Genomic DNA, 20,500 nt, shown 5'->3' on the forward strand with positions numbered 1-20,500 from the left:
CAACTGGCGGAGCTGCAGGCACAGGGGCTCGCCTTGCTTGGCGTCGCCGCGGACGAGACGCCGGCGCAGATCGTCGCCGCCATCACCGACTACGTGCGCGATGCGAGGGAGCAGGGGCGCAGCCTCGACGACGAGGCGGTCTTCGCCCTCGGCGCTCTGATCGGGGCGCAGTACGTGCGTGGCCTCGGCTGGCACTGGGGCGACGTGACCTGGGACGGCGACCCGGACAGCGCCGCCGTCGGCGTGCTCAGCCCCGACGAATCGCTGTTCAACAACCCCATCGGCTGGGTAAGCCAGATCGCCGAAAGCGACGGCGGGGTGCCGTTCATGCTCAGCTACAACATGATCCTGGCCAACCAGGTGCCGCTGTTCGAGCGGGGCAGCGCCACCGGTCTCTATTGAGCATGCAGGCGGATCGCCGCGACGCGCCGGCGCATCCCGCCAGGCGGGGCCGACAACCTGAACGGCCGGCGTCAGGCGCCGCGACCCGCCGAGCAGCGCCAACCGGCGAACGAGGTGCGGGTGACCGTGGTGGCACAGACGCTGCCTCTGAAGGACCGCGCCTGTGGCGTTTTCCAGGAAGGCAGCCTGGAACGACGCGACTGCCGAGCCCATATCGGGCTGCAATTCCGTGATTGAGTGGGCTGCGGGTTCGCGACTCGGCTGGCCTTCCTGGGAACACTTCTGAGGTTTTCGCATGACGGATCTTGAACACGCGGTGGAAAGCAACCGACGCGCCTGGGACGCGTCCGCCGACAGTCACCTGCGTGGCAGCGGCTGGCAGGAATTGTCGCTGGCGGTACAGGAAACCGGCTTTAGTTGCCTGGACGAGACCCTGGCTGGCGTGCTGCGCAATCTGGACCTGGCCGGCAAGGCGGCGATCCAGGTCGGCTGCAACAACGGCCGGGAAGTGCTTTCGCTGTACGCCTTCGGCGTTGCGCGGGCGGTGGGGATCGACCAGTCCGCCGCCTTCCTCGCCCAGGCGCGACACCTGGCCGAGCGCTCGCCGCACCAGCCGCGTTTCGTCGAAGCCAATGCCTACGAGCTGCCGGCCGAGCTGAACGGTCAGTTCGACCTGCTGCTGATCACCATCGGTGTGCTCAACTGGATGCCCGACATCGCGCGCTTCTTCGCCTCGGTGAGCGGCCTGCTGAAGCCGGGCGGGCAATTGGCGATCTATGAAACCCACCCGTTCCTGGAGATGCTCGAACCCGAGTCGGAGCGACCGTTCGAACTGCGCAACGACTACTTCACCGACACGCCCCACGTATCCCAGGAGGCCATCGTCTACGAAGGCAGCGGCAGCGATACCGGCATCGCCAGCTACTGGTACGTCCACCCGCTCGGCGACATCCTCGGCGGGCTGCTCAACGCCGGCCTGCGCCTGAGTCACTTCAAGGAGTACCCGCACTCGAACCGCGAGGAACTCTACGACCTCTACGAGGACGGACCGTTGGCGATCCCGATGTGCTACACGCTGGTCGCGGTCAAGGCATGACTCGCGTCGAGGCCGAGCGAGGCGCGCCGCTGCGTGTGGTGGTGGTCGGCACCAGCGGGGCCGGGAAGTCGACCTTCTCCGCCGCGCTGGCCGCCAGGCTGGGTTGTACGCATGTCGAACTCGACCGACTCTACTGGGGCCCCGGCTGGCAAGCCGTGCCCCACGAACGCTTCGAGCACGCCGTGGAGCAGGCGACGACGGGGCCGCGCTGGGTCGCCGACGGCAACTACAGCGCCGTCCGCGAGCTGCTCTGGGGCCGCGCCACCCATGTGGTATGGCTGAATTTCGGGCGCTGGACGGTGTTCTCCCGGGTCCTTCGCCGCACCCTGGCCCGGGGCCTGCTGCGCACCCGCCTGTCCCACGGCAACCGTGAATCGCTGCGGATGGCGTTCTGCTCCAGGGATTCGATCCTGCTCTGGTCATGGACCACCTTCGCAGGCAACCGCCGCAAATACACCGGCCTGCGCGAGGATCCGCGGTTCGCGCATTTGCGCTGGGTGGAGGTTGGCGAGCCGGGGAGGGTGGGGGAGGTGATCGAGAGGTTGGTGGAAGCCGTGCTCGCACAGTCGCAGTAGTGAGCGAAGCACGCTATCCGCCTCAGTCCTGGGGCTTGCTTACCCGGCTGCGCAGCGACTCGAAATAGGCTGTATCGGCGGGGCCGCCTGGCGTCGATTCCGCGCCGGCGACCAGCGTTTCACGCAGTTCCCTGGCGTGCATTTCGCGTTCTCCCCTTACCAGGCCACTCTGTATCATTGGGTGCCGCGTCGCCGCCAGCGCCCGGCCGAGAATCCTTGCGACGACCTCGTCCTTGCCACGGGTATAGGCCTCGCGGTCGGTGGGGTAGCGGCGGGCCAGGGCGTGCTTGGCTTCGGCGTAGAGGCGGGCGTCGTCGGGGTGGTTGCGCAGCCAGTCGCGGAACAGCAGGTAGCGGTCGGCCTGGGCCAGGGGCATGACATGGACATGGTGGGTGCGGCCATGGCCGAAGGGCGGCATGCCTTTGACGAAGAACATCCGCTGGGTGTTCGGGTTCTCGCGCCAGAACTGGTAGCCGAGGCCCTCCAGCGGGGCTACCAGCCGCTGCGGATCGTGGCCGGGCGGCGGCAGCAGGAGGATGTCGATGATCGGCTTGGCGTCGAGCCCGGGCACCGCGGTGCTGCCGACATGCTCGATGCCCAGCCCGGGCAGCGCCAGCGCCGTGCGGATGGCCTCGGCTTCGGCGGCGAAGTGTTGTGGCCAGGCGGGGTCGGCAGGCAGCACCTCGATGCGGTCGTCGTCGGCGTTGCTCCAGCGTTGGCCGTCGAAGCGGGGCGGTTGGGGTGAGGACATGGCGGACTCCGGGGATATGCGGGAGATTGGCGGCGATGGAGAGCTGGGGTAGGGCGAATAACGCCAGCGGCGTTATCCGCCTTCCGCGAGCGGGGTGCGGGTAAAACCCGGGAGTCTCAGAAGTCCAGCGCCTGCACCCCTGGATGCTGCGGATCGAACCCATCCAGGCGCATGCGTTCGGCGAATGCCTCCCGCGCCGCGTCTCCCTGGAGAAACGCGCTCCGCGCCGAGGCCCAGTCGTCCGGTTGCAGCCGTACCATCCAGCCCTCGCCGTAGCAATCCCGGTTGATCAGCGCCGGGCGCTTGACCACCGCCGGGTTGCTCGCCAGCAGGGTCCCGGCCAACGGGCTGCGGGCCGAGGAGGCAGCCTTGGCGAACTCGACCACGCCGAAGCTGCGGTCGCGTTCGATGTGCCAGCCGTCGCGCTTGGGGGTGAAGGCGAAGATTTCGCCATACAGCGCGCAGCCGTAGGCGCTCAGGCCCAGGGTCAGGCTGCCTCCGACTTCCTCGCGCAGCCACAGGTTGTAGTCCGGGGCGTAGAACAGCCCGTCGGGGAATTCCAGGCCGTGCAGGTTCGCGCTCATAGGGTCAGCACCCGCTCGGATTCGAGGATCAGCCGTGCCAGTTCGCCGCCGCTGGAGATTTCGTCGAGTTCCTCGATCAGTTCGCTTTCGTCGATGTTCACCCCGGGTTGGCGGCACATCAGCAGGCGCGCGCCGGCCTCGCGGGCCTGGCGGATGAAGTGGCGCAGCGGCTCGCCGCCGTCCAGCGCGCGCAACTGGTCGGCGACGGCGCGGCGCGCCAACTGCACGCCTTCGCCGCTGAGGAACAGGGTCACCTCGGCGTCCATGCAGGCCAGCAGGGTCGCGGTGTGGAAGGGCGCGGCGCAGCGGGCCGGGGTGCTCGGGCCGCTGGAGACGATGATGAGGACGCGCTGGGCGTGGGTGTCAGGGTTCAAGGGGCTTGTCCATCTGGATCAGCGCCACGCGCCGTCCGTCCGGATCGTGGCGTTCGGCGATGGCGCGCGGCTGGTAGCCGAGCTGGGTATAGAGCAGCAGTCCGGCGGCGTTGGCGTTGAAGCAGGAAATTTTCATCAGGCGCGCTTTGTACTGTTCGCGGGCGAGGTTTTCCATGACCCCGATCAGGTAGCGGGCCACGCCCAGGCCGCGCGCGGCGGGCGCCACCATCATGTTGCCGAGGGCGCAGAAGTCGCCGTGCTGCCACTGGTAGAAGTTGGCGAAGCCGACCACCTGTCCGTCGTGCACGGCCACGGTGCTGCCGCGACGTTCGGCGATGGCGGCGGCCAGTTGGGCGACGCTGAACGGCCAGATCGCCTTGGGGTAGCAATAGAAGAGTTCGTCGCGGTCCTGGGGGAAGCCGGCGACCGTCTCCAGGTCGCCGGTCTCCGCCGGGCGGTGGCTGAGCTGCATGTCAGCGCGGCGGGTATTGCGACATGACTTTCTGTACCGTCTCGCGGATCGCCTGCTCGCGCTCGGCCGGGCTCGGCGGGCTGGTGCGCATGATCTGCTCGCCGCTGCCGCGCCAGACCAGCTTGCCGTCCTTGCCGTCGAACAGGTCGACCTGGAGGGTGGCAACCTTGTAATTCACGGTGCGCGTCTCGGCCATCGCCGGGCCGCCCCAGTATCCTCCCCAGTAGCCGCCCCAGTAACCGCCGCCGTAGTTGGTGGTGATCTGGTCCTGGCGATCGTCGACGATCAGGTAGGCGCGCACCGTGACGTCGCCCCTGGCGTTGCCCTGGGCCGGACGCAGGCCGCGCTGGTCGAGCTGCTGGGCGACGGCTTCGCGGATGCGTTGCTCGGTGAGGTCGCTCTTGATGCGTGGGTCGTCGGGGCGGTATTCGAAGGCGGGTTGCGACCAGCTCCAGCTGCGGTAGGCGGCGAAGTCGCGGGAGCTGTCGAAGTCGCGGTCGAGCTGGGTGGTTTCGCAGGCTGCGAGGCTGAGGAGCAGGCCGAGCAGCAGGATTCGGCGGATCATGGTTTTTCTCCAGTCAGAGTTCACATCCAAGCTCAGCGCCGGATGAAAGGCAAGAGGAAACGCGGGTTTGAAACGTCTTCACAAGTAACGTTGGCGAGCGCCCGCCCTATAGGCGCGACGGGAGAATGAAATGAATCGAAGTATTGCGATCCTGCTGCTGGGCCTGTCGCTGACCGGCTGCGTCGAGGCACGCTCGGTGGTCCCGGCGGATGGCCCGGGCCCGCTGCTGGTGGCCCACCGCGCCGGCACCGCGGACTACCCGGAGAACACCCTGCTGGCGATCCGCAAGGCGCTGGACAACGGCGCCGACGCGCTATGGCTGTCGGTGCAGTTGAGCGCCGATGGCCATCCGGTGCTCTATCGCCCCGCTGACCTGGCGGTCCTGACCCAGGGCGCCGGCGCGGTCGGCCAGTCGAGCCTGGCCGAGCTGGCGCGCTTGAACGCCGGCTATATGTTCAAGGCCGAGGACGGCAGCTATCCCTACCGCCAGAAGCCGCTGCGGATTCCTACGCTGCGCCAGGCGCTGCGGGCGATCCCGCCGCAGGTGCCGGTGTTCCTCGACATGAAGTCGCTGCCGGTGGAGCCGCTGGTCGATGCCGTGGCCGGCGAGCTGGAGCGGCAGAAGGCCTGGTCGCGGGTGCGTTTCTATTCCACCGAGAAGGCCGCCAACGACTACCTGGCGCAGCGCTACGCGGACCGCGCGCGACAGTTCGAAAGCCGCGATGCGACGCGCAACCGCCTGGTCGGCCTGGCCTTCGGCGAGCGCTGCGAGGCACCGCCGGCCGGCGGCACCTGGATGGGCATCGAGCTGCGCCGCGAACTGACGGTGACCGAGCGCTTCACCCTTGGCGAGTCTTCCTACAAGGTGCCGGCGGCGCAGTTGTGGACGCGCAAAGCGATGGACTGCGTGCGCCGCGAGCCGGTGAAGGTGGTGATGTTCGGCATCGAGACCGCCGAGGACTACCGCACCGCGCGCGCCCTGGGCGCCGACGCGGTGATGAGCAACTCGCCCAGGAAGATGGAGGCGATCCGCCGCCGGGTGCTCGCCGATCAGCCCGGCGGGTAGCTCGACAGCGCCCGTTTCACCGCTTCGCGCAGGGCCTTGGCCTGTTCGCTGACGGAGTCGCCGGAGTCGAACTCGGCGCTGTTGCCCCACACCGGCTGGCCGCTGCGGGCGTCGTTCAGCTCGACGCGGACCACGGTGACCTGCACGGTGTAGCTGCGGGTCACCGGGTAGCTGGCGCCATAGCCGTACCAGGGATCGCGCCAGCCGCCGTAGTTGCCGTAGTAGCCGCCGTAGTAGTCGGTGACCTGGCGGGTGCGCAGTTCGTTGCGCAGGAACGCGCTGACCTGCAGGTCGGACGCGCTGCCCGGCCGCGCCGGGCGCAGGCCGCGCTGGTCGAGCTGCTGGCTGACGGCGTCGCGCAACTGGTTGTCGTCCAGGCCCTGGGGAAAGCCGCTGACCCCGGCGGCGGCCCAGCTCCAGCTACGGTAGCGGGCGTAGTCGCGCGGCGCCGCCGGATAGGCGCCGGGATCGAGGCCGGGATTGGCCGCGGTGGCCGGCTGCGGCGGGTAGGGCAGAGAGCTGGCGCGGTAGGGATTGTCGCCCTGGCAGGCACCGAGGGCGGCCAGGCTGGCGAGTAACGGCAGGATCAACAGTCGCGATTGCATGCTCGACGCTCCGTGGCCGCGCTACGTCGGCGGCCCTTGCAGGCTCAGACTGCATTCTGCGCCTTTCATTGCGGGCGGCACAGCCAGTGCAGGTAGCGGCCAAGCCCGGCAAAGGCCGGGTGGCGGCGGTAGGCCAGTTCCATTTCCACCAGGTCGAGCCGTTCGGCCTTGGCCTGGAACTCGCTCGGCATGTAGTCGTGGAACACCCGCACGCCGCTGCGCGCCTCGATGCGCCAACGCGCTGCCAGCGCCTGTTCCAGCTCGCGCGGGTCGAGCGGGCGCTGCGGGGTCAGGCTCTGCCCCTCGCCGGCGAAGCGCTCCTTGCGCAGCTTGCGGAAGTGGCCCTTGAGCAGGTTGCGGTAGATCAGCGCGTCGCGGTTGTAGAAGGCCAGCGACAGCCAGCCGCCGGGTGCGCAGAGTTGGTGCAGCACCGGCAGGATCGCATGGGGTTCGGCCAGCCACTCGAGCACGGCGTGGCAGAGCACCAGGTCGTAGGGCTCGGTGAGCTGGCCGAGCAGTTCCTGCCAGGGCGCCTGGATGAATTCGGCGGCCTGCCCGGCTTCGGCGAAGTGCTGGCGGGCGCCGTCGAGCATGGGTTGCGCTGGCTCGGCGAGGGTTACGCGGTGGCCGCGAGCGGCCAGCCAGAGCGACATGTGGCCGAGCCCGGCGCCGATGTCGAGGACCCGCAGAGGTCGCTCCGGGAGGGCCTCGGCGAGGTCGGCCTGGAGTACCGCGAGGCGGATCGCACCCTTGGCGCCGCCATAGATCTTTTCGGCGAAGCGCGTCGCCAGTTCGTCGAAATGGCGGTCGCTCATGGCAGGAAGCGCCGTTCGCAGTCGGCCAGCTTGGCGCGCACCACCTGTTCCAGGTCGAGGCCGGTTTCCCCGCAGAACAGCAGCAGATAAAGGACGATGTCGCCAACTTCCTGGCCAGCGTGTTCGAGCTGCTTGGCCGACAGCGTGCGCGACTGGTCTTCCGTCAGCCACTGGAAGATCTCCACCAGTTCGGCCATCTCGACGCTGGCGGCCATGGCCAGGTTCTTCGGGCTGTGGAATTGGCGCCAGTCGTTGCGGTCGCGGATGGCGTGCAGGCGCGCGGTGAGTTCGTGCAGGTCCATGGGGGATTCTTCGCGGTGGCGGTAAGCAGCCGCATAGCTTCGGGCTTTGCGCCCGAAGCTTCAAGGCATGGCGGACCGGCGTCAGCCCTGTAGCCGGCTCCAATGCCCGGCCATGTGCGGCAGGTCGTCCTTGCCGCGCAGGCTGAACTGGCCGTCCGCCGCCGCCGCGCTGGCCAGGAGGGTGAGGCTGGCCGGCAGCAGCACTGGCTTCTGGAAGCGCACCTCGACCCGATAGCCCGAGGCTGGCAGTCGCTCGCCGAGGGCGGCCAGGCTGCGAGCCTTGTTCCACAGGCCGTGGGCGATGGCGCGGGGAAAGCCGAACAGCTTGGCGCTGGGCGCCGACAGGTGGATCGGGTTGTAGTCGCCGGCGGCACGGGCATAGCGCCGGCCGATGTCGGCGGGCGCCTTCCAGTTGTCGACCGGCTCCAGCGGCAGCGGCTCCTGCTCGGCTTTCGGCGGAATCTCGCCGGGCACCTTGACGCCGCGGCAGAGCACCTTGCTGTCGCCGACCCAGAGCAGGCCAAGCTGGTCTTCCAGGCGGGTGACGATGCTGAAGGTGGCGCCCTTGTCGTGCGGTTGCAGGTTTTCCACCGCGACGCTCACGGTGAACGGGCCGAGGCCGCCGAGCGCGCGCAGCACGTCGATGCGGTTCTCCAGGTGGACCAGGCCGAGCAGCGGGAAGGGGAAGCGCTTGTCGGTGAGCAGCGCCATCTGCAGCGGGAAGGCGAGGATGTGCGGGTAGGTCGGCGGCAGCAGGCCGTCGTCGCGGAAGCCGCAGACCTGGCGGTAGCGCTCGAGGTGCTTCGGGTCCACCGTGACCTGGCTGCGCAGGCCGCGCTCGGGCAGGGCCTTGCCGCGGATGCCGCGGCGCAGTGCGGCGCGCAGGAACAGGCCGGGCAGGGCGGGTGGGACGGGCAGGTCGAGCCAGGCGGTGGGCATTGGACATCTCCTCGAAATAGGTGGCTGTCAGCTTAGTCGAGCACCCGCAGCAGGCATTGGCCGCCTGGCCGACGCCGCTGGCAGGGCGGTCAATCGGCTCCGGGATGCGTCTGCATCGAGATTTTCGACCACGCCGGCGGCTAGTCGATCTGAGGGTTTTTCCGTCATGCGGGATGGGTTATTTCTATGGCCTCTCCTTGAGAGGGGATGGCAAAGCTGCCTAAGATGGGCCCGCCCCATGGATAACTAGAAAAAACACCATGCGTGATCTGACCGACGATGTAGCGCTGATGCGCCCGGTGATCGACGCCCTGCGCGCCAGCGGCTGCGATCCGGACCGGGTCCTGGTCCGTGTCGGGCTGCCGCCGGGTGGCCTGCCGGCCGGCCGTTTCCCCCATTCCGCACAGAACCTGTTCTGGAAGGCCGCCGCCGACGAGTGCGGCGAAGAGCATGTCGGCCTGCACCTGGCCGAGCACCTGCCGGCGTTCCACGGCCTGCTCCTGGAATACCTGTTCCTCTCCAGCGATACCTTCGGCGCCGGCCTGCGCCATTCCCTGCGCTACGTACGCCTGCTGTCCGACACCCTGCAGGCGCAACTGGAGGTGGAGGGCGAGCGCGCGGTGCTGTCGCTGGGCGAATCGCCGGCGATCAACCGTCACTTCCCGGAAATGCTCGCCGGCGCGGTGATCCGCCTGTTCGGCGCGCTCACCGAGGGCGAGTTCAAGCCGCTGGAAGTGCAACTGATGAACGAAACCGGCGCGCCGATGGAGCGCTACCGTGCGGTCTACGGCTGCCCGACGATCCTCGGCATGCCGCGCTACGCGCTGGTATTCGATGCCGCGGTGCTGGACAAACCCTCGCGCCACGCCGCCCCGGAACTGCTGCGCATGCACGAGTCGCTGGCGCGCCGGCAACTGGCCGAAGTGGAGCGCCTGGACCTGGTGCGCCAGGTCCGCGAACTGATCGGCGAGTTGCTGGTGGACGGAGGCGCCACCCTGGAGCAGGTCGCCGCGCGCCTCGGCATGCCGGCCCGACGTCTGCGCGAACGCCTGGCGATGGCCGGGGTGCGCTTCAACGACCTGGTCACCGACTACCGCTGCCGACTGGCCAAGGAACTGCTGCTGAAGACCGACGAGCGCATCGAAGTGATCGTCGAACGCACCGGGTTTTCCGAGCCGAGCACCTTCTATCGCGCGTTCAAGCGCTGGGTCGGCGAGACGCCGGTGGAGTTCCGCCGGCGCGGGCAGCAGGGGCGCGGGTAGGGCCTGTCCGAAGGGGCTACCGGTGGTTTCCCGGTGCAGGGCCAGATAACGCCGTTGGCGTTATCCGCCCTACCGGGTCGGCGTCCTGTCGCCGGGGGGCAGGGGCCGCCTCAGGCCCCCAGCAGGCTCTGCCCGCACACCCTCAGCACCTGGCCGCTGACCGCGCCGGATGACGGCTGGGCGAACCAGGCCACCGTTTCGGCGACGTCCTGCGGCAGGCCGCCCTGGCTCATGGAGTTCATCCGCCGGCCGGCCTCGCGGATGGTCAGCGGAATGGCGGCGGTCATCTGCGTCTCGATGAAGCCCGGCGCCACCGCGTTGATGGTGATGCCGCGCTTGCCCAGCGCCGGCGCCCAGGCCTGGGCCAGGCCGATCAGGCCGGCCTTGCTCACCGCGTAGTTGCTCTGCCCGAGGTTGCCGGCGATGCCGCTGATCGACGCCAGCAACACCACCCGGCCGTTGTCATGCAGCTTGCCGCCGTCGAGCAGGGCCTGGGTCAGCACCTGCGGGGCATTGAGGTTGACGTTGATCACCGAGTTCCAGAAGTCGCTGCTCATCTTCGCCAGGGTCTTGTCGCGAGTGATCCCGGCGTTGTGCACGACGATATCGACGCCCTCAGGCAGCGCGTCCACCAGTTGCTGCCCGGCGTCCGCGGCGCAGATGTCGAGGGCCACGGCACGGCCGCCGAGGCGCGCGGCGAGGCCTTCGAGGGCCTCCCTGGCCGGCGGCACGTCGAGCAGCACCACTTCCGCGCCGTCGCGCGCCAGGGTTTCCGCGATGGCCGCGCCAATGCCGCGGGCGGCGCCGGTGACCAGCGCGCGCTGGCCGGCCAGCGGCTTGCTCCAGTCGTGGACCTGGGCGCTGTTGGCGGCAAGACGGATCACCTGGCCGGAGACGTAGGCGCTCTTCGGCGAGAGGAAGAAGCGCAGTGCGCCTTCCAGTTGGTCCTCGGCGCCCTTGCCGACGTACAGCAACTGCACGTTGCCGCCGCGACGGATTTCCTTGCCCAGGGAGCGGGTGAAACCTTCCAGGCTGCGTTGCACGCTGGCGGCGACCGGGTCCTTGAGAGACTCGGGGGGGCGTCCGAGGACCACCACCTTCGGGCATGTGTCGAGGCCCTTGAGCACCGGCTGGAAGAAGTCGCGCAGCGCCACCAACTGCTCGAAGCGGGTCAGGCCGCTGGCGTCGAACAGCACCGCCTTGGCCCGCGGGCTGTGTTCGGCGGTCCAGCGCGGCAGCTCGAACTGTCCCTCGACGGCGGCGAACACCGCGTCGGTCAGCTTGCCGGCGAAGGGCAGCACGGCCTCGGCCAGCGCGCCGCTCCCGCCGATCACCAGCGGGCCGTCCACCGGCCGCACCCGGCCGGCCTGCCAGCGCTCCAGGCGCAGCGGGGAGGGAAGGCCGACGGCGCCAACCAGGCGGCGGCCGACGGGGGAGTTGGCGAAGGCGATGTAACGATCGGTCATGGAACGGGCTCCCGGTGGAAAGGCTCCAAGGCTGAAGGTGGATTCCGCCGGCCAACGATGCCGAGGGAACGCGGGTAACAGTGTGGACAACTCTACGCAGCCACCTGTTCGCCGCAATTGACCGCGCTGACCGGGATAACGGCAGGGCGGCCAATGCGACGCGACCGGCTAAGGTTAGCCTGTGCGCCACTGACCGCTCAGTTAACGGGTCGAGCCTCGGCTCGGCGTAAACGATTCCAGCAAGGAGTTCTTCCATGACCCAGCTGCGCCGGGTCGCCATTGTCGGCGGCAACCGTATTCCCTTCGCCCGCTCGAACACCGTGTACGCCACGGCGAGCAACCAGGAGATGCTCACTTCCGCCCTGGAAGGCCTGGTGGAGCGCTACAACCTGCATGGCGAGCGCCTTGGCGAGGTGGTGGCCGGCGCCGTGCTGAAGCATTCGCGCGACTTCAACCTGACCCGCGAATGCGTGCTCGGTTCGCGCCTGGCCCCGGAAACCCCGGCCTACGATATCCAGCAGGCCTGCGGTACCGGCCTGGAGGCGGCGATCCTGGTGGCCAACAAGATCGCCCTCGGGCAGATCGACAGCGGCATCGCCGGCGGCGTCGACACCACTTCCGACGCGCCGATCGGGGTCAACGAGGGCCTGCGCAAGATTCTCCTCGAGGCCAACCGTGGCAAGAGCAACCTGGACAAGCTCAAGAGCCTGCTGAAGATCCGCCCGCGCCACGTGGTCCCGGCCATCCCGCGCAACGGCGAGCCGCGCACCGGGCTGTCGATGGGGGAGTCCTGCGAACTGATGGCGCAGACCTGGCAGATTCCCCGCGACGAGCAGGACAGGCTGGCCTTCGAGAGCCACCACAAGCTGGCCGCGGCCTATGAGGAGGGCTGGCAGAACGACCTGATGACGCCGTTCCGCGGCCTGACCCGCGACCAGAACCTGCGCCCGGATATCGACCTGGAGAAGATCGGCACCCTCAAGCCGGTGTTCGAGCGCGGCTCGCGCGGCACCCTCACGGCGGCCAACTCGACGCCGCTGACCGACGGCGCCTCGGTGGTACTGCTGGCCAGCGAGGAGTGGGCGAAGGCGCGCGGCCTGCCGATCCTGGCCTACTTCAAGGACGGCGAGGCGGCGGCGGTGAACTTCGTCGATCGCCAGGAGGGCCTGCTGATGGCGCCGGTCTACGCGGTGCCGCGGCTGCTGGCACGCAACGGCCTGAGCCTGCAGGACTTCGACTACTACGAGATCCATGAGGCCTTCGCCGCCCAGGTGCTCTGCACCCTGAAGGCCTGGGAAGACCCCGAGTACTGCAAGACCCGTCTCGGCCTCGACCAGCCGCTGGGCTCCATCGACCGCAGCAAGCTTAACGTCAAGGGCAGCTCGCTGGCCGCCGGCCACCCGTTCGCCGCCACGGGAGGACGGATCGTCGCCAACCTGGCCAAGCTGCTCTCGGTGGCGGAGCAGGGACGCGGGCTGATTTCCATCTGCGCCGCCGGTGGGCAGGGTGTGACCGCGATCATCGAGCGGTAATCCAATAGGGCGAGCGGCCTTGTCGCTCGACGATGTAAGCAACTCCGTGACTTGGGCGGTGCCGTGCGAACGGGACCGCCTTTTTTTTGCCGGTGCCCTACGGTTCGGGTTCGTGGCGGCGATGAAGGTACGGATCCCGACGCCTGCCGGATAACCCCGGCGAAGGGCTCACGCCGCACATCCGCCATTGCCGTCCTGCCCCCGCAGGCTTGCCGGCTGGCGGTCGGCGAAGGGGGTGGAGAGGATCATCGAGGTCTTGCTGATGCCGAACTTCATCAGCCGGTCGATCAGGTCCTGCAGCTCCGGCATCGAAGCCACGGCGGCCTTCATCAGCACGCAGGCGTCGCCGGTGATCCGGTGGCAGAGGGTCAGTTGGGGGATCCGGGCCAGTTCGTCGAGCACCGACTGGCAATCCTTCTCGGTGATCCGCAGTTCGATGACGCACTCGATGGGCAGGCCGAGCTTGGCCAGGTTCACCGAGGCGTGGTAGCCGGTAATCACCCCTTCGGCCTCCAGCTTGGCCACCCGGTCGGCCACCGCCGGGGGCGACAGGTTGATGCGCCGGGCCAGTTCGGCGAAGGTCAGGCGGCCGTTGTCGATCAGGGCGGCGAGGAGCGCACGGTCGTATTTGTCCATGATGGGTCCCGGTTGTCGAATCGACGGAAAGCATGGCCGATTTCCATGGAAAGAAAAGTGTTACGTCCCGATAACCAGCGGCTGTGTCTTAACCGGCGGGTAGCGACCTCATAAAATGAAGTCTTTCTCCCGCCTGCCCTGTCGAGTGCTTTCCATGCCTGCCCGTCGCATTCCGCTGTTGCTTTTCGGTGCGTTCTTCGCCCTGTACTTCATCTGGGGCTCCACTTACCTGGCGATCCGCTTCGGCGTCGAGTCCTGGCCACCGATGCTGATGGCCGGGGTGCGCTTCGTCATCGCCGGCGGCCTGATGTTCGCCTGGTTGCGCTGGCGCGGCGCGCCGCTGCCGACCTGGCGCGAGTGGCGCGGCGCGGGGATCGTCGGAATCCTCCTGCTCAGTTGCGGCAACGGCGGGGTGACGGTGGCCGAGCACTGGGGCGTGTCTTCCGGGGTGGCGGCCCTCGCGGTGGCTACGGTGCCGCTGTTCACCCTGCTGTTCAGCCAGTTGTTCGGCCAGCGCAACACCACCCTGGAATGGGGCGGCATCGTGCTTGGGCTGTTCGGCATCGTCCTGCTCAACCTCGGTTCGAACCTCCAGGCCAGCCCTGCCGGCGCCGGCCTGATCCTGTTCGCCGCCGCGTCCTGGGCCTTCGGCTCGGTGTGGAGCCGGCGCCTGTCGCTGCCGGCCGGACCGATGGCCAGCGCCGCGGAAATGCTGGTCGGCGGCGCGGTGCTGCTGGTCGGCAGTCTGGCCAGCGGCGAGCGCCTGGAGCATTGGCCGAGCACCAGCGGCTGGCTGGCGCTGGTGTACCTGATCCTGTTCGGCTCGATCATCGCCTTCAGCGCCTACCAGTACCTGCTGCGCAACGTGCGGCCGGCGGCGGCCACCAGCTATGCCTACGTCAATCCGGCGGTGGCGGTGCTGCTCGGCACCCTGTTCGCCGGCGAGCGGATCGGCGGTATCGAGGGGCTGGCGATGCTGGTGATCATCAGCGCCGTGGTGCTCATCGGCCTGCCCCAGTGGCGCGCCAGCCGCGCCGCCGCCTGAATGCCTTAAGCGATCCCTAAGGCGGGCTGCGCCATGCTGCGGCGCAGCGCCCGGATGGGCCGGGCTGACGGGGGTACGAAGATGAAAGCGCTGGTCATCGGTGTGGTCCTGGTGTTCCTTGGCGGTTGCGCCAGTCACGTGAGCCCCGGCGGCAAGGCCATCGAGTCGCCGATCAAGGAGTATTTCGGCCAGGACCCCATCGAGCGCCGGGCCTTCGGCGAGAGCGAGAACGGCGCCGAGGCCGAGGATTCGCCACTGCGTTTTCGCCTGACGCCCTGAACGGTCGCCCCGGGCGCCTGACCGGGCGTGCAGAAGTCGTCTCCAGCGTCTTCAATACGGAGTGACGGTCGCCGCCAGGCGGCCCCGTAGCGAAGGCCGGAGGGGCGATGGAGAGCATGCTGGACAGGCCCGAGCAGGAACTCGTGCTGGTGGTGGACGACACCCCGGACAACCTGCTGCTGATGCGCGAGCTGCTCGAGGAGCAGTACCGCGTGCGCACCGCCGGCAGCGGCCCGGCCGGGCTGCGGGCGGCCGTCGAAGAGCCGCGCCCGGACCTGATCCTGCTCGACGTGAACATGCCGGGCATGGACGGCTACGAGGTCTGCCGACGGCTCAAGGCCGATCCGCTGACCCGCGACATCCCGTTGATGTTCCTTACTGCCCGCGCCGATCGTGACGACGAGCAACAGGGCCTGGCCCTGGGCGCGGTGGATTACCTGGGCAAGCCGGTGAGCCCGCCGATCGTCCTGGCGCGGGTGCGCACCCACCTGCAACTGAAGGCCAATGCCGATTTCCTGCGCGACAAGAGCGAATACCTGGAACTCGAAGTACGCCGTCGCACGCGCCAGCTGCAACAGTTGCAGGACGCCGTCATCGAAGCCCTGGCGACCCTTGGCGATCTTCGCGACAACCCGCGCAGCCGCCATCTTCCGCGTATCGAGCGCTATGTCAGGCTGCTCGCCGAGCACCTGGCGGCGCAGAGGGCGTTCGCCGACGAGCTGACTCCGGAGGCTGTCGACCTGCTGAGCAAGTCGGCGCTGTTGCATGACATCGGCAAGGTCGCGGTGCCCGACCGGGTCCTGCTCAACCCCGGGCAACTGGACGCCGCCGACACCGCCCTGCTACAGGGCCATACCCGCGCCGGGCGCGACGCCCTGGCCAGCGCCGAGCGGCGGCTCGGCCAGCCTTCCGGGTTCCTCCGCTTCGCCCGGCAGATCGCCTACAGCCATCACGAACGCTGGGATGGCCGGGGCTTTCCGGAGGGCCTGGCGGGCGAGCGGATTCCCCTGGCGGCGCGGATCGTCGCCCTGGCCGACCGCTACGATGAACTGACCAGCCGGCACGCCTACCGGCCGCCGCTGGCGCACGCCGAGGCAGTGCTGTTGATCCAGGCCGGCGCCGACAGTGAATTCGACCCACGGCTGGTGGAGGCCTTCGTCGCCGTGGCCGACGCTTTCGCCGAGGTTGCCCAGCGCTACGCCGACAGCGCCGAGGCGCTGGACGTGGAGATGCAGCGGCTGGAACAGGCGGTGGCGGAAAGCATCGAACTCACCGCGCCACCAGCCTAGTACGCCGATCGGTGCGCAGTCCGGCGGAAAGCCGGCGCGTCCGGCTGTGCTCGGCACGGCGTTTGCCGTATAACGTCAGACCCTTTGCCTTCCACATTGGCCCCGAGGAACCGCGTAGCACCGATGAAGACACCCAGACGCCTGGAACCGTTGATCGAAGACGGTCTGATCGACGAGGTCGTGCGCCCGCTGATGAGCGGCAAGGAAGCCTCGGTCTATGTGGTGCGTTGCGGCGACAGCCTGCGTTGCGCCAAGGTCTACAAGGAGGCCAACAAGCGCAGCTTCCGCCAGGCCGCCGAGTACCAGGAGGGCCGCAAGGTCCGCAACAGCCGCCAGGCGCGGGCCATGGCCAAGGGCTCGAAGTATGGCCGCCGCGAACAGGAGGAAGCCTGGCAGAATGCCGAAGTGGCGGCCCTGTTCCGTCTCGCCGGGGCCGGTGTGCGGGTGCCGAAGCCCTATGATTTCCTCGATGGCGTGTTGCTGATGGAACTGGTGGCGGACGCCGACGGCGATGCTGCGCCGCGTCTCAACGACGTGACGCTGGAGCCCGACGAGGCACGGCGCCACCACGCTTTCCTGATCCGCCAGATCGTCGCCATGCTCTGCGCCGGCCTGGTGCACGGCGACCTCTCCGAGTTCAACGTCCTGCTCGATCCGGATGGCCCGGTGATCATCGACTTGCCGCAGGCGGTCGACGCGGCCGGCAACAACCATGCGTTCAGCATGCTCGAACGCGACGTCGGCAACATGGCCGCCTACTTCGGCCGCTTCGCCCCGGAACTCAGGCAGACCCGCTATGCCAAGGAAATGTGGGCGCTCTACGAAGCCGGCGAGCTGACAGCGGAAACCCCGCTCAGCGGCACCTTCGTCGAAGCCGAAGAGGCCGCCGACGTGCGCGCGGTGCTCCGCGAGATCGAGGCCGCGCAGCGCGAGGAGGCGCGTCGCCAGGCGCTGCGCCAGGCCGACGACGCGCCGCGTGGCGAGCGCGAGGAACCGCCGCCGCCCTGGTTGCAGTGAGCGGCTGGCGGATATTTTTTCCCGCCAACTGTATCGCGACCCTTGCGCGCGCAACTGCTAGCGTGGCTTGAGGTTTTCCGGAGGCCGCCATGCCTGTTGCACATATCCTGCTCGCCCTGCTGGTGACCCTGATCTGGGGTCTGAACTTCGTCGTGATCAAGGTCGGCCTCGGCGACTTCCCGCCACTGCTGTTCTGCGCCCTGCGCTTCGCCCTGGCGGCGCTGCCGCTGCTGGTCCTGCGCGGGCCGATGCCGGCGCCGTTCGGACGCATCCTGCTGATCGGCGTGCTCCTCGGAGTGGTCAAGTTCGGCCTGCTGTTCGTCGGCATGGCCCAGGGCATGCCGGCCGGGCTGTCGTCGCTGGTGCTGCAGAGCCAGGTATTCTTCACCATCCTCATCGCCGCCCTGTGGCTGGGCGAGCGGCCCTCGCCGCGCGGGTTGTTCGGCCTCCTGCTGGCGGCGGCGGGGCTGGTCCTGATCGGCCTGGAGCGGCCGCTGGGAGACAGCCTGCTGGCATTCCTGCTGGTGGTCGCCGCGGCGCTGGCCTGGTCCTTCGCCAACATCGCCACCAAGCGTTCCGGGGCCACCGACATGCTGCGCCTGATCTGCTGGGTCAGCCTGGTCCCGCCGTTGCCGCTGCTGGCGCTTTCCTATGTATTCGAAGGTCCGCACGCCATCGAGCGCGCCGTGCTGAACATGAGCTGGGGCGGCTTCGGCGCGCTGCTCTACATCGCCTTCGGCGCGACCACGGTGGGCTTCGCCATCTGGAGTTTCCTCCTGCGCCACTACCCGGCCAGCCTGGTGACCCCGTTCGCCCTGGCGGTGCCGGTGTCGGGCATGCTCGCCGGCTGGCTGCTGCTCGGCGAACGCCTCGACCTGGACAGCCTGCTGGCCTGCGCGCTGGTGTTCGTCGGGCTGGCCATCACCCTGTTGCCGGCCAGCCTGCTGCGACGCTTCGCCTGGCCGGTGCGGCGGTTGGGATGAAAACGGCGGAAGACATCCTCGCGCTGATCGCCGCCGATTCCTCGCGCCTGCATCTGCTCCGCGTGCTGCGCGAGGTCGGCCCGGAGGGCGCCTGGATCGGCGCCGGTTTCGTGCGCAACGCGGTATGGGACCATCTGCATGGCTACGGCGAAGCCACGCCGCTGGCGGACATCGACGTACTTCATTTCGCCCCGCGGGCCCTAGACCCACAGGTCGACGCCGACTTCGAGGCCGCGTTGCGCCGTCGCTGCGAGGCGCCCTGGTCGGTGAAGAACCAGGCGCGCATGCACCTGCGCAACGGCGACCGGCCCTACCGGGATTGCGCCGATGCGCTGTGCCACTGGGCGGAAACGTGCACGGCGGTGGCGCTGCGACTCGTCGGCGAACGCCTGGAGCTACTGGCGCCGCTGGGCGTCGACGACCTGCTGGCGCTGAAGGTGCGGCCCACCGCGCATTTCGCCGGCAAGCCGGAGGTCTACCGGCGGCGCCTGCGGGAGAAGAACTGGACGGCGCGCTGGCCGCTGCTGGATATCAGTGGCAGCAGCCAGACGCCAGGTCCTTGAGGATCGGGCAGTCGGGGCGGTGGTCGCCCTGGCAGTGCTCGACCAGGTCCTGCAGGGTGTCGCGCAGGGTGCTGAGTTCCTCGATCTTGCGGTTCAGCTCGCGCACGTGCTGCGCCGCCAGGGCCTTGACGTCGGCACTGGCGCGCTGGCGATCCTGCCAGAGGGTGAGCAGCTTGCCGACTTCGTCGAGGGAGAAACCGAGGTCCCGCGAACGGCGGATGAACGCCAGGGTATGCAGGTCGTTCTCGTTGTAGTGGCGGTAGCCGCTGGCACTGCGTCCGGCCGGGCGGAGCAGCTCGATGGACTCGTAGTAACGGATCATCTTCGGCGTCAGTCCGCTTTTCTTCGCCGCTTCACCGATATTCATCCGGGTCTCCTGGGAGGTTGCGAAGCCGCTAGCCTATCCCTTTCCCGGCCAATGCGCAGGCTATCAGATATGTGACCGCCCGCTGTCCGGACCTCTGGCCGGCGGCCGCGTCGCGTCCGGCTGGGTCTTCGGCAGGAACACCTGTACTTCCAGCCCTTTGCCCTCCAGTCCCTTGCCCAGGCCGATACTGCCGAAGTGCAGTTCGACGATGCGCTTGACGATCGGCAGGCCCAGGCCGCTGCCCTCGCCGCTGCTGGTGGCGGGGCTGCGGTAGAAGCGGGTGAAGATCGCCTGCTGCTCTTCCAGGGCGACCCCGGGGCCGTTGTCGCGCACCCGCAGCACGGCGTGCTGGGCGCGATTCTCGACGCGGATCTCGACCTGGCCCCCGGCCGGTGTGTAGCGCAGGGCGTTGCCCACCAGGTTGCCGACCATCGCCTTCAGCCACAGGTCGATGCCCATCACGTGCACGGTCTCCTGGTGCAACGACAGCTCGATGTCCTTGTCGATGGCCTGGCGCGCCAGTTCGGAGAGTACGTCTTCGGCCAGGGTGGCGAGGTTGACCGGGTGGAATTGCTCCAGCAGGGCGTCGCCGTCGAGGCGGGCGAGAAGCAGGATCTGCTCCATCAAGGTGCTGATCCGCTCGACGCTGCGACTGACTTGCAGCAGGCCGCGGGCGTGGGCCTTGGGGTCTTCCGAACGCAGCGCGACCTGGGCATGGGTGCGCAGGCTGGCCAGCGGCGTGCGGATCTCATGGGCGGCGTCGCTGGTCAGTCGGCGTTCGGCCTCGAGGGCGGTGCGCAGGCGCTCGAGCAGGAGGTTGAGTTCGTCGATGAGGCCGCGGATCTCCAGCGGCACCGCCTCCACCGCGATCGGCTGCAGGTGTCGCGCGGAGCGCTGCTGGACCTCGGCCTGCACTTCGCGTAGCGGCGCCAGGCCGCGGGCAACGCCGAACCAGACCAGGCCGCCGAGCAACGGCAGCGCCAGCAGCAGCGGGAACAGCGAGTAGAACAGCAGCAGGTTCATGGTGTGCTGGCGGTAGATCAGGTTTTCGCTGATCCAGATCTGGAAGCCGTCGATGTTCAGCTGGAGCACCCGCCAGTGGGTGCCCTGGGCTTCCACGGTGCTGAAGCCGGGGCCCTGGGTCGTGATCTCCGGCGGCAGGTTGAGGCTCGACAGCAGCGGCTGGCCGTCGCGCCACAGGGCGTAGCCGAGGGCGCTTTCGCGGCGCAGCAGGGGTAGACCCTGGATCGCTTCGCGGCTGCGTTCGATGATCTCGGTGATCGAGCCGTCCTCGCTGGCCTGGTCTTCGGTGGCAAGGTCGAGCAGGCGCAGGGCGGCTTCGCCGAAGTCCACCATGTCGTCGTCGAACAGTCGGTTCACCTGCTTCAGCGAGAGGTGGTAGGTCAGCGCCGCCACGCTCAGCCAGCACAGCACGAAGCCGACCAGCAGGTTGACCAGCAGGCGCCGGCGGACGGAGGGGACGGCGGCACGGGACATCGGGGGACTCCGGTAGGC

At 68.7% G+C, this 20,500-nt stretch carries 25 protein-coding genes; 12 read left to right on the forward strand and 13 right to left on the reverse strand.

The window, feature by feature from the left end; genetic code table 11:
* Positions 1 to 33 precede the first annotated feature (33 nt).
* The 3 genes from AC4OR5_RS21350 (at position 34) to AC4OR5_RS21360 (ending at position 2,073) form a co-directional block, all read left to right on the forward strand.
* Entirely contained in the window at positions 34 to 402 is a 369-nt protein-coding gene (locus AC4OR5_RS21350; protein ID WP_079980180.1) for a hypothetical protein, read from the forward strand.
* A 295-nt stretch (positions 403 to 697) separates the two neighbouring features.
* Positions 698 to 1,498, forward strand: coding sequence for a class I SAM-dependent methyltransferase (locus tag AC4OR5_RS21355; RefSeq protein ID WP_058156338.1), 801 nt, complete (start codon positions 698 to 700; stop codon positions 1,496 to 1,498).
* The gene (locus AC4OR5_RS21360) at positions 1,468 to 2,073 is read left to right on the forward strand and encodes a P-loop NTPase family protein (RefSeq protein ID WP_196740612.1); all 606 of its coding nucleotides are present in this window, start codon (positions 1,468 to 1,470) and stop codon (positions 2,071 to 2,073) included. Before AC4OR5_RS21355 ends, AC4OR5_RS21360 begins: the two co-directional genes overlap by 31 nt.
* A 22-nt stretch (positions 2,074 to 2,095) precedes the next feature.
* Here AC4OR5_RS21360 and AC4OR5_RS21365 read toward each other — a convergent pair whose 3' ends face one another.
* The 5 genes from AC4OR5_RS21365 to AC4OR5_RS21385 form a co-directional block, all read right to left on the reverse strand.
* Positions 2,096 to 2,824, reverse strand: coding sequence for a GrpB family protein (locus tag AC4OR5_RS21365; RefSeq protein ID WP_003111408.1), 729 nt, complete (start codon positions 2,822 to 2,824; stop codon positions 2,096 to 2,098).
* A gap of 116 nt (positions 2,825 to 2,940) precedes the next feature.
* Positions 2,941 to 3,408 (reverse strand): glycine cleavage system protein H, encoded by a 468-nt coding sequence (locus AC4OR5_RS21370; protein ID WP_058159916.1) that lies wholly within the window; start codon positions 3,406 to 3,408, stop codon positions 2,941 to 2,943.
* Positions 3,405 to 3,782: a DsrE family protein gene (locus AC4OR5_RS21375; RefSeq protein WP_003095286.1), complete on the reverse strand. Its 378-nt coding sequence runs from the start codon at positions 3,780 to 3,782 to the stop codon at positions 3,405 to 3,407. Before AC4OR5_RS21375 ends, AC4OR5_RS21370 begins: the two co-directional genes overlap by 4 nt.
* Complete coding sequence (locus tag AC4OR5_RS21380) at positions 3,772 to 4,254, reverse strand: GNAT family N-acetyltransferase (RefSeq protein WP_003135262.1); 483 nt, start codon at positions 4,252 to 4,254, stop codon at positions 3,772 to 3,774. Before AC4OR5_RS21380 ends, AC4OR5_RS21375 begins: the two co-directional genes overlap by 11 nt.
* A 1-nt stretch (position 4,255) precedes the next feature.
* Positions 4,256 to 4,819 carry a DUF4136 domain-containing protein gene (locus AC4OR5_RS21385; protein ID WP_003095282.1) on the reverse strand — a complete coding sequence of 188 codons (564 nt, stop codon included), beginning with the start codon at positions 4,817 to 4,819 and terminating at the stop codon, positions 4,256 to 4,258.
* A 130-nt stretch (positions 4,820 to 4,949) separates the two neighbouring features.
* On the opposite strand from AC4OR5_RS21385, the gene AC4OR5_RS21390 reads away from it, so the two are divergent.
* A complete protein-coding gene (locus AC4OR5_RS21390; RefSeq protein ID WP_003111412.1) occupies positions 4,950 to 5,885 on the forward strand; it encodes a glycerophosphodiester phosphodiesterase family protein in 936 nt (311 codons plus the stop codon).
* Here AC4OR5_RS21390 and AC4OR5_RS21395 read toward each other — a convergent pair.
* The 4 genes from AC4OR5_RS21395 to AC4OR5_RS21410 all read right to left on the reverse strand — a co-directional run bounded on the left by AC4OR5_RS21395 (position 5,870) and on the right by AC4OR5_RS21410 (position 8,546).
* Entirely contained in the window at positions 5,870 to 6,490 is a 621-nt protein-coding gene (locus tag AC4OR5_RS21395) for a DUF4136 domain-containing protein (protein WP_023098143.1), read from the reverse strand. The genes AC4OR5_RS21390 and AC4OR5_RS21395 overlap by 16 nt on opposite strands.
* 65 nt (positions 6,491 to 6,555) lie before the next feature.
* Complete coding sequence (locus AC4OR5_RS21400) at positions 6,556 to 7,305, reverse strand: methyltransferase domain-containing protein (RefSeq protein WP_016562387.1); 750 nt, start codon at positions 7,303 to 7,305, stop codon at positions 6,556 to 6,558.
* On the reverse strand, positions 7,302 to 7,607 hold the full coding sequence (locus AC4OR5_RS21405) for a nucleotide pyrophosphohydrolase (protein ID WP_058159915.1): 306 nt from the start codon (positions 7,605 to 7,607) through the stop codon (positions 7,302 to 7,304). Before AC4OR5_RS21405 ends, AC4OR5_RS21400 begins: the two co-directional genes overlap by 4 nt.
* An 81-nt stretch (positions 7,608 to 7,688) precedes the next feature.
* A complete protein-coding gene (locus AC4OR5_RS21410) occupies positions 7,689 to 8,546 on the reverse strand; it encodes a MaoC family dehydratase (RefSeq protein ID WP_058156340.1) in 858 nt (285 codons plus the stop codon).
* A gap of 260 nt (positions 8,547 to 8,806) precedes the next feature.
* Between AC4OR5_RS21410 and AC4OR5_RS21415 the strand changes: the two genes are divergently transcribed.
* The gene (locus AC4OR5_RS21415; protein WP_003095270.1) at positions 8,807 to 9,808 is read left to right on the forward strand and encodes an AraC family transcriptional regulator; all 1,002 of its coding nucleotides are present in this window, start codon (positions 8,807 to 8,809) and stop codon (positions 9,806 to 9,808) included.
* A gap of 110 nt (positions 9,809 to 9,918) precedes the next feature.
* Here AC4OR5_RS21415 and AC4OR5_RS21420 read toward each other — a convergent pair whose 3' ends face one another.
* A complete protein-coding gene (locus tag AC4OR5_RS21420) occupies positions 9,919 to 11,274 on the reverse strand; it encodes a 3-oxoacyl-ACP reductase (RefSeq protein ID WP_003161349.1) in 1,356 nt (451 codons plus the stop codon).
* Positions 11,275 to 11,528: 254 nt separating this feature from the next.
* Here AC4OR5_RS21420 and AC4OR5_RS21425 point away from each other — a divergent pair, with 254 nt between their 5' ends.
* The gene (locus tag AC4OR5_RS21425; RefSeq protein WP_003095263.1) at positions 11,529 to 12,806 is read left to right on the forward strand and encodes an acetyl-CoA C-acetyltransferase; all 1,278 of its coding nucleotides are present in this window, start codon (positions 11,529 to 11,531) and stop codon (positions 12,804 to 12,806) included.
* A 168-nt stretch (positions 12,807 to 12,974) separates the two neighbouring features.
* Here the strand turns inward: AC4OR5_RS21425 and AC4OR5_RS21430 are convergent, their stop codons facing one another.
* Positions 12,975 to 13,442 carry an Lrp/AsnC family transcriptional regulator gene (locus AC4OR5_RS21430; protein ID WP_003095262.1) on the reverse strand — a complete coding sequence of 156 codons (468 nt, stop codon included), beginning with the start codon at positions 13,440 to 13,442 and terminating at the stop codon, positions 12,975 to 12,977.
* A gap of 154 nt (positions 13,443 to 13,596) precedes the next feature.
* Between AC4OR5_RS21430 and yedA the strand changes: the two genes are divergently transcribed.
* The 6 genes from yedA (at position 13,597) to AC4OR5_RS21460 (ending at position 18,618) form a co-directional block, all read left to right on the forward strand.
* Positions 13,597 to 14,487: a drug/metabolite exporter YedA gene (yedA, locus tag AC4OR5_RS21435; protein ID WP_003102245.1), complete on the forward strand. Its 891-nt coding sequence runs from the start codon at positions 13,597 to 13,599 to the stop codon at positions 14,485 to 14,487.
* 33 nt (positions 14,488 to 14,520) lie between these two features.
* Complete coding sequence (locus AC4OR5_RS21440) at positions 14,521 to 14,766, forward strand: hypothetical protein (RefSeq protein WP_003102243.1); 246 nt, start codon at positions 14,521 to 14,523, stop codon at positions 14,764 to 14,766.
* A gap of 107 nt (positions 14,767 to 14,873) precedes the next feature.
* A complete protein-coding gene (locus tag AC4OR5_RS21445) occupies positions 14,874 to 16,055 on the forward strand; it encodes a cyclic di-GMP phosphodiesterase (protein ID WP_003095256.1) in 1,182 nt (393 codons plus the stop codon).
* A 123-nt stretch (positions 16,056 to 16,178) separates the two neighbouring features.
* Positions 16,179 to 17,072: a PA4780 family RIO1-like protein kinase gene (locus AC4OR5_RS21450; RefSeq protein WP_058159914.1), complete on the forward strand. Its 894-nt coding sequence runs from the start codon at positions 16,179 to 16,181 to the stop codon at positions 17,070 to 17,072.
* Positions 17,073 to 17,161: 89 nt separating this feature from the next.
* Positions 17,162 to 18,055 (forward strand): EamA family transporter, encoded by an 894-nt coding sequence (locus AC4OR5_RS21455; protein WP_003095252.1) that lies wholly within the window; start codon positions 17,162 to 17,164, stop codon positions 18,053 to 18,055.
* Positions 18,052 to 18,618 (forward strand): nucleotidyltransferase family protein, encoded by a 567-nt coding sequence (locus AC4OR5_RS21460; protein ID WP_003095249.1) that lies wholly within the window; start codon positions 18,052 to 18,054, stop codon positions 18,616 to 18,618. The genes AC4OR5_RS21455 and AC4OR5_RS21460 overlap by 4 nt, the downstream gene beginning before the upstream one ends.
* Here the strand turns inward: AC4OR5_RS21460 and cueR are convergent.
* Both cueR and pmrB read right to left on the reverse strand, forming a co-directional pair.
* Entirely contained in the window at positions 18,587 to 18,985 is a 399-nt protein-coding gene (gene cueR, locus AC4OR5_RS21465) for a Cu(I)-responsive transcriptional regulator (RefSeq protein ID WP_003095248.1), read from the reverse strand. The genes AC4OR5_RS21460 and cueR overlap by 32 nt on opposite strands.
* 63 nt (positions 18,986 to 19,048) lie before the next feature.
* A complete protein-coding gene (gene pmrB / locus AC4OR5_RS21470; RefSeq protein WP_031639494.1) occupies positions 19,049 to 20,482 on the reverse strand; it encodes a two-component system sensor histidine kinase PmrB in 1,434 nt (477 codons plus the stop codon).
* Positions 20,483 to 20,500 lie beyond the last annotated feature (18 nt).

The sequence above is a fragment of the Pseudomonas sp. YA1 genome, from assembly GCF_058680555.1.

What these genes read in the sequence shown, in the direction of transcription:
- AC4OR5_RS21390 (WP_003111412.1), top strand. Translation starts at nt 4,950, where the DNA reads ATGAATCGAAGTATTGCGATCCTGCTGCTGGGCCTGTCGCTGACCGGC.
- AC4OR5_RS21355 (WP_058156338.1), top strand. Translation starts at nt 698, where the DNA reads ATGACGGATCTTGAACACGCGGTGGAAAGCAACCGACGCGCCTGGGAC.
- AC4OR5_RS21420 (WP_003161349.1), bottom strand. Translation starts at nt 11,274, where the DNA reads ATGACCGATCGTTACATCGCCTTCGCCAACTCCCCCGTCGGCCGCCGC.
- AC4OR5_RS21410 (WP_058156340.1), bottom strand. Translation starts at nt 8,546, where the DNA reads ATGCCCACCGCCTGGCTCGACCTGCCCGTCCCACCCGCCCTGCCCGGC.
- AC4OR5_RS21425 (WP_003095263.1), top strand. Translation starts at nt 11,529, where the DNA reads ATGACCCAGCTGCGCCGGGTCGCCATTGTCGGCGGCAACCGTATTCCC.
- AC4OR5_RS21370 (WP_058159916.1), bottom strand. Translation starts at nt 3,408, where the DNA reads ATGAGCGCGAACCTGCACGGCCTGGAATTCCCCGACGGGCTGTTCTAC.
- AC4OR5_RS21405 (WP_058159915.1), bottom strand. Translation starts at nt 7,607, where the DNA reads ATGGACCTGCACGAACTCACCGCGCGCCTGCACGCCATCCGCGACCGC.
- AC4OR5_RS21450 (WP_058159914.1), top strand. Translation starts at nt 16,179, where the DNA reads ATGAAGACACCCAGACGCCTGGAACCGTTGATCGAAGACGGTCTGATC.
- AC4OR5_RS21455 (WP_003095252.1), top strand. Translation starts at nt 17,162, where the DNA reads ATGCCTGTTGCACATATCCTGCTCGCCCTGCTGGTGACCCTGATCTGG.
- AC4OR5_RS21415 (WP_003095270.1), top strand. Translation starts at nt 8,807, where the DNA reads ATGCGTGATCTGACCGACGATGTAGCGCTGATGCGCCCGGTGATCGAC.
- AC4OR5_RS21445 (WP_003095256.1), top strand. Translation starts at nt 14,874, where the DNA reads ATGGAGAGCATGCTGGACAGGCCCGAGCAGGAACTCGTGCTGGTGGTG.
- AC4OR5_RS21460 (WP_003095249.1), top strand. Translation starts at nt 18,052, where the DNA reads ATGAAAACGGCGGAAGACATCCTCGCGCTGATCGCCGCCGATTCCTCG.
- AC4OR5_RS21400 (WP_016562387.1), bottom strand. Translation starts at nt 7,305, where the DNA reads ATGAGCGACCGCCATTTCGACGAACTGGCGACGCGCTTCGCCGAAAAG.
- cueR (WP_003095248.1), bottom strand. Translation starts at nt 18,985, where the DNA reads ATGAATATCGGTGAAGCGGCGAAGAAAAGCGGACTGACGCCGAAGATG.
- yedA (WP_003102245.1), top strand. Translation starts at nt 13,597, where the DNA reads ATGCCTGCCCGTCGCATTCCGCTGTTGCTTTTCGGTGCGTTCTTCGCC.
- AC4OR5_RS21395 (WP_023098143.1), bottom strand. Translation starts at nt 6,490, where the DNA reads ATGCAATCGCGACTGTTGATCCTGCCGTTACTCGCCAGCCTGGCCGCC.
- AC4OR5_RS21380 (WP_003135262.1), bottom strand. Translation starts at nt 4,254, where the DNA reads ATGCAGCTCAGCCACCGCCCGGCGGAGACCGGCGACCTGGAGACGGTC.
- AC4OR5_RS21385 (WP_003095282.1), bottom strand. Translation starts at nt 4,819, where the DNA reads ATGATCCGCCGAATCCTGCTGCTCGGCCTGCTCCTCAGCCTCGCAGCC.
- AC4OR5_RS21430 (WP_003095262.1), bottom strand. Translation starts at nt 13,442, where the DNA reads ATGGACAAATACGACCGTGCGCTCCTCGCCGCCCTGATCGACAACGGC.
- AC4OR5_RS21365 (WP_003111408.1), bottom strand. Translation starts at nt 2,824, where the DNA reads ATGTCCTCACCCCAACCGCCCCGCTTCGACGGCCAACGCTGGAGCAAC.
- AC4OR5_RS21440 (WP_003102243.1), top strand. Translation starts at nt 14,521, where the DNA reads ATGCTGCGGCGCAGCGCCCGGATGGGCCGGGCTGACGGGGGTACGAAG.
- pmrB (WP_031639494.1), bottom strand. Translation starts at nt 20,482, where the DNA reads ATGTCCCGTGCCGCCGTCCCCTCCGTCCGCCGGCGCCTGCTGGTCAAC.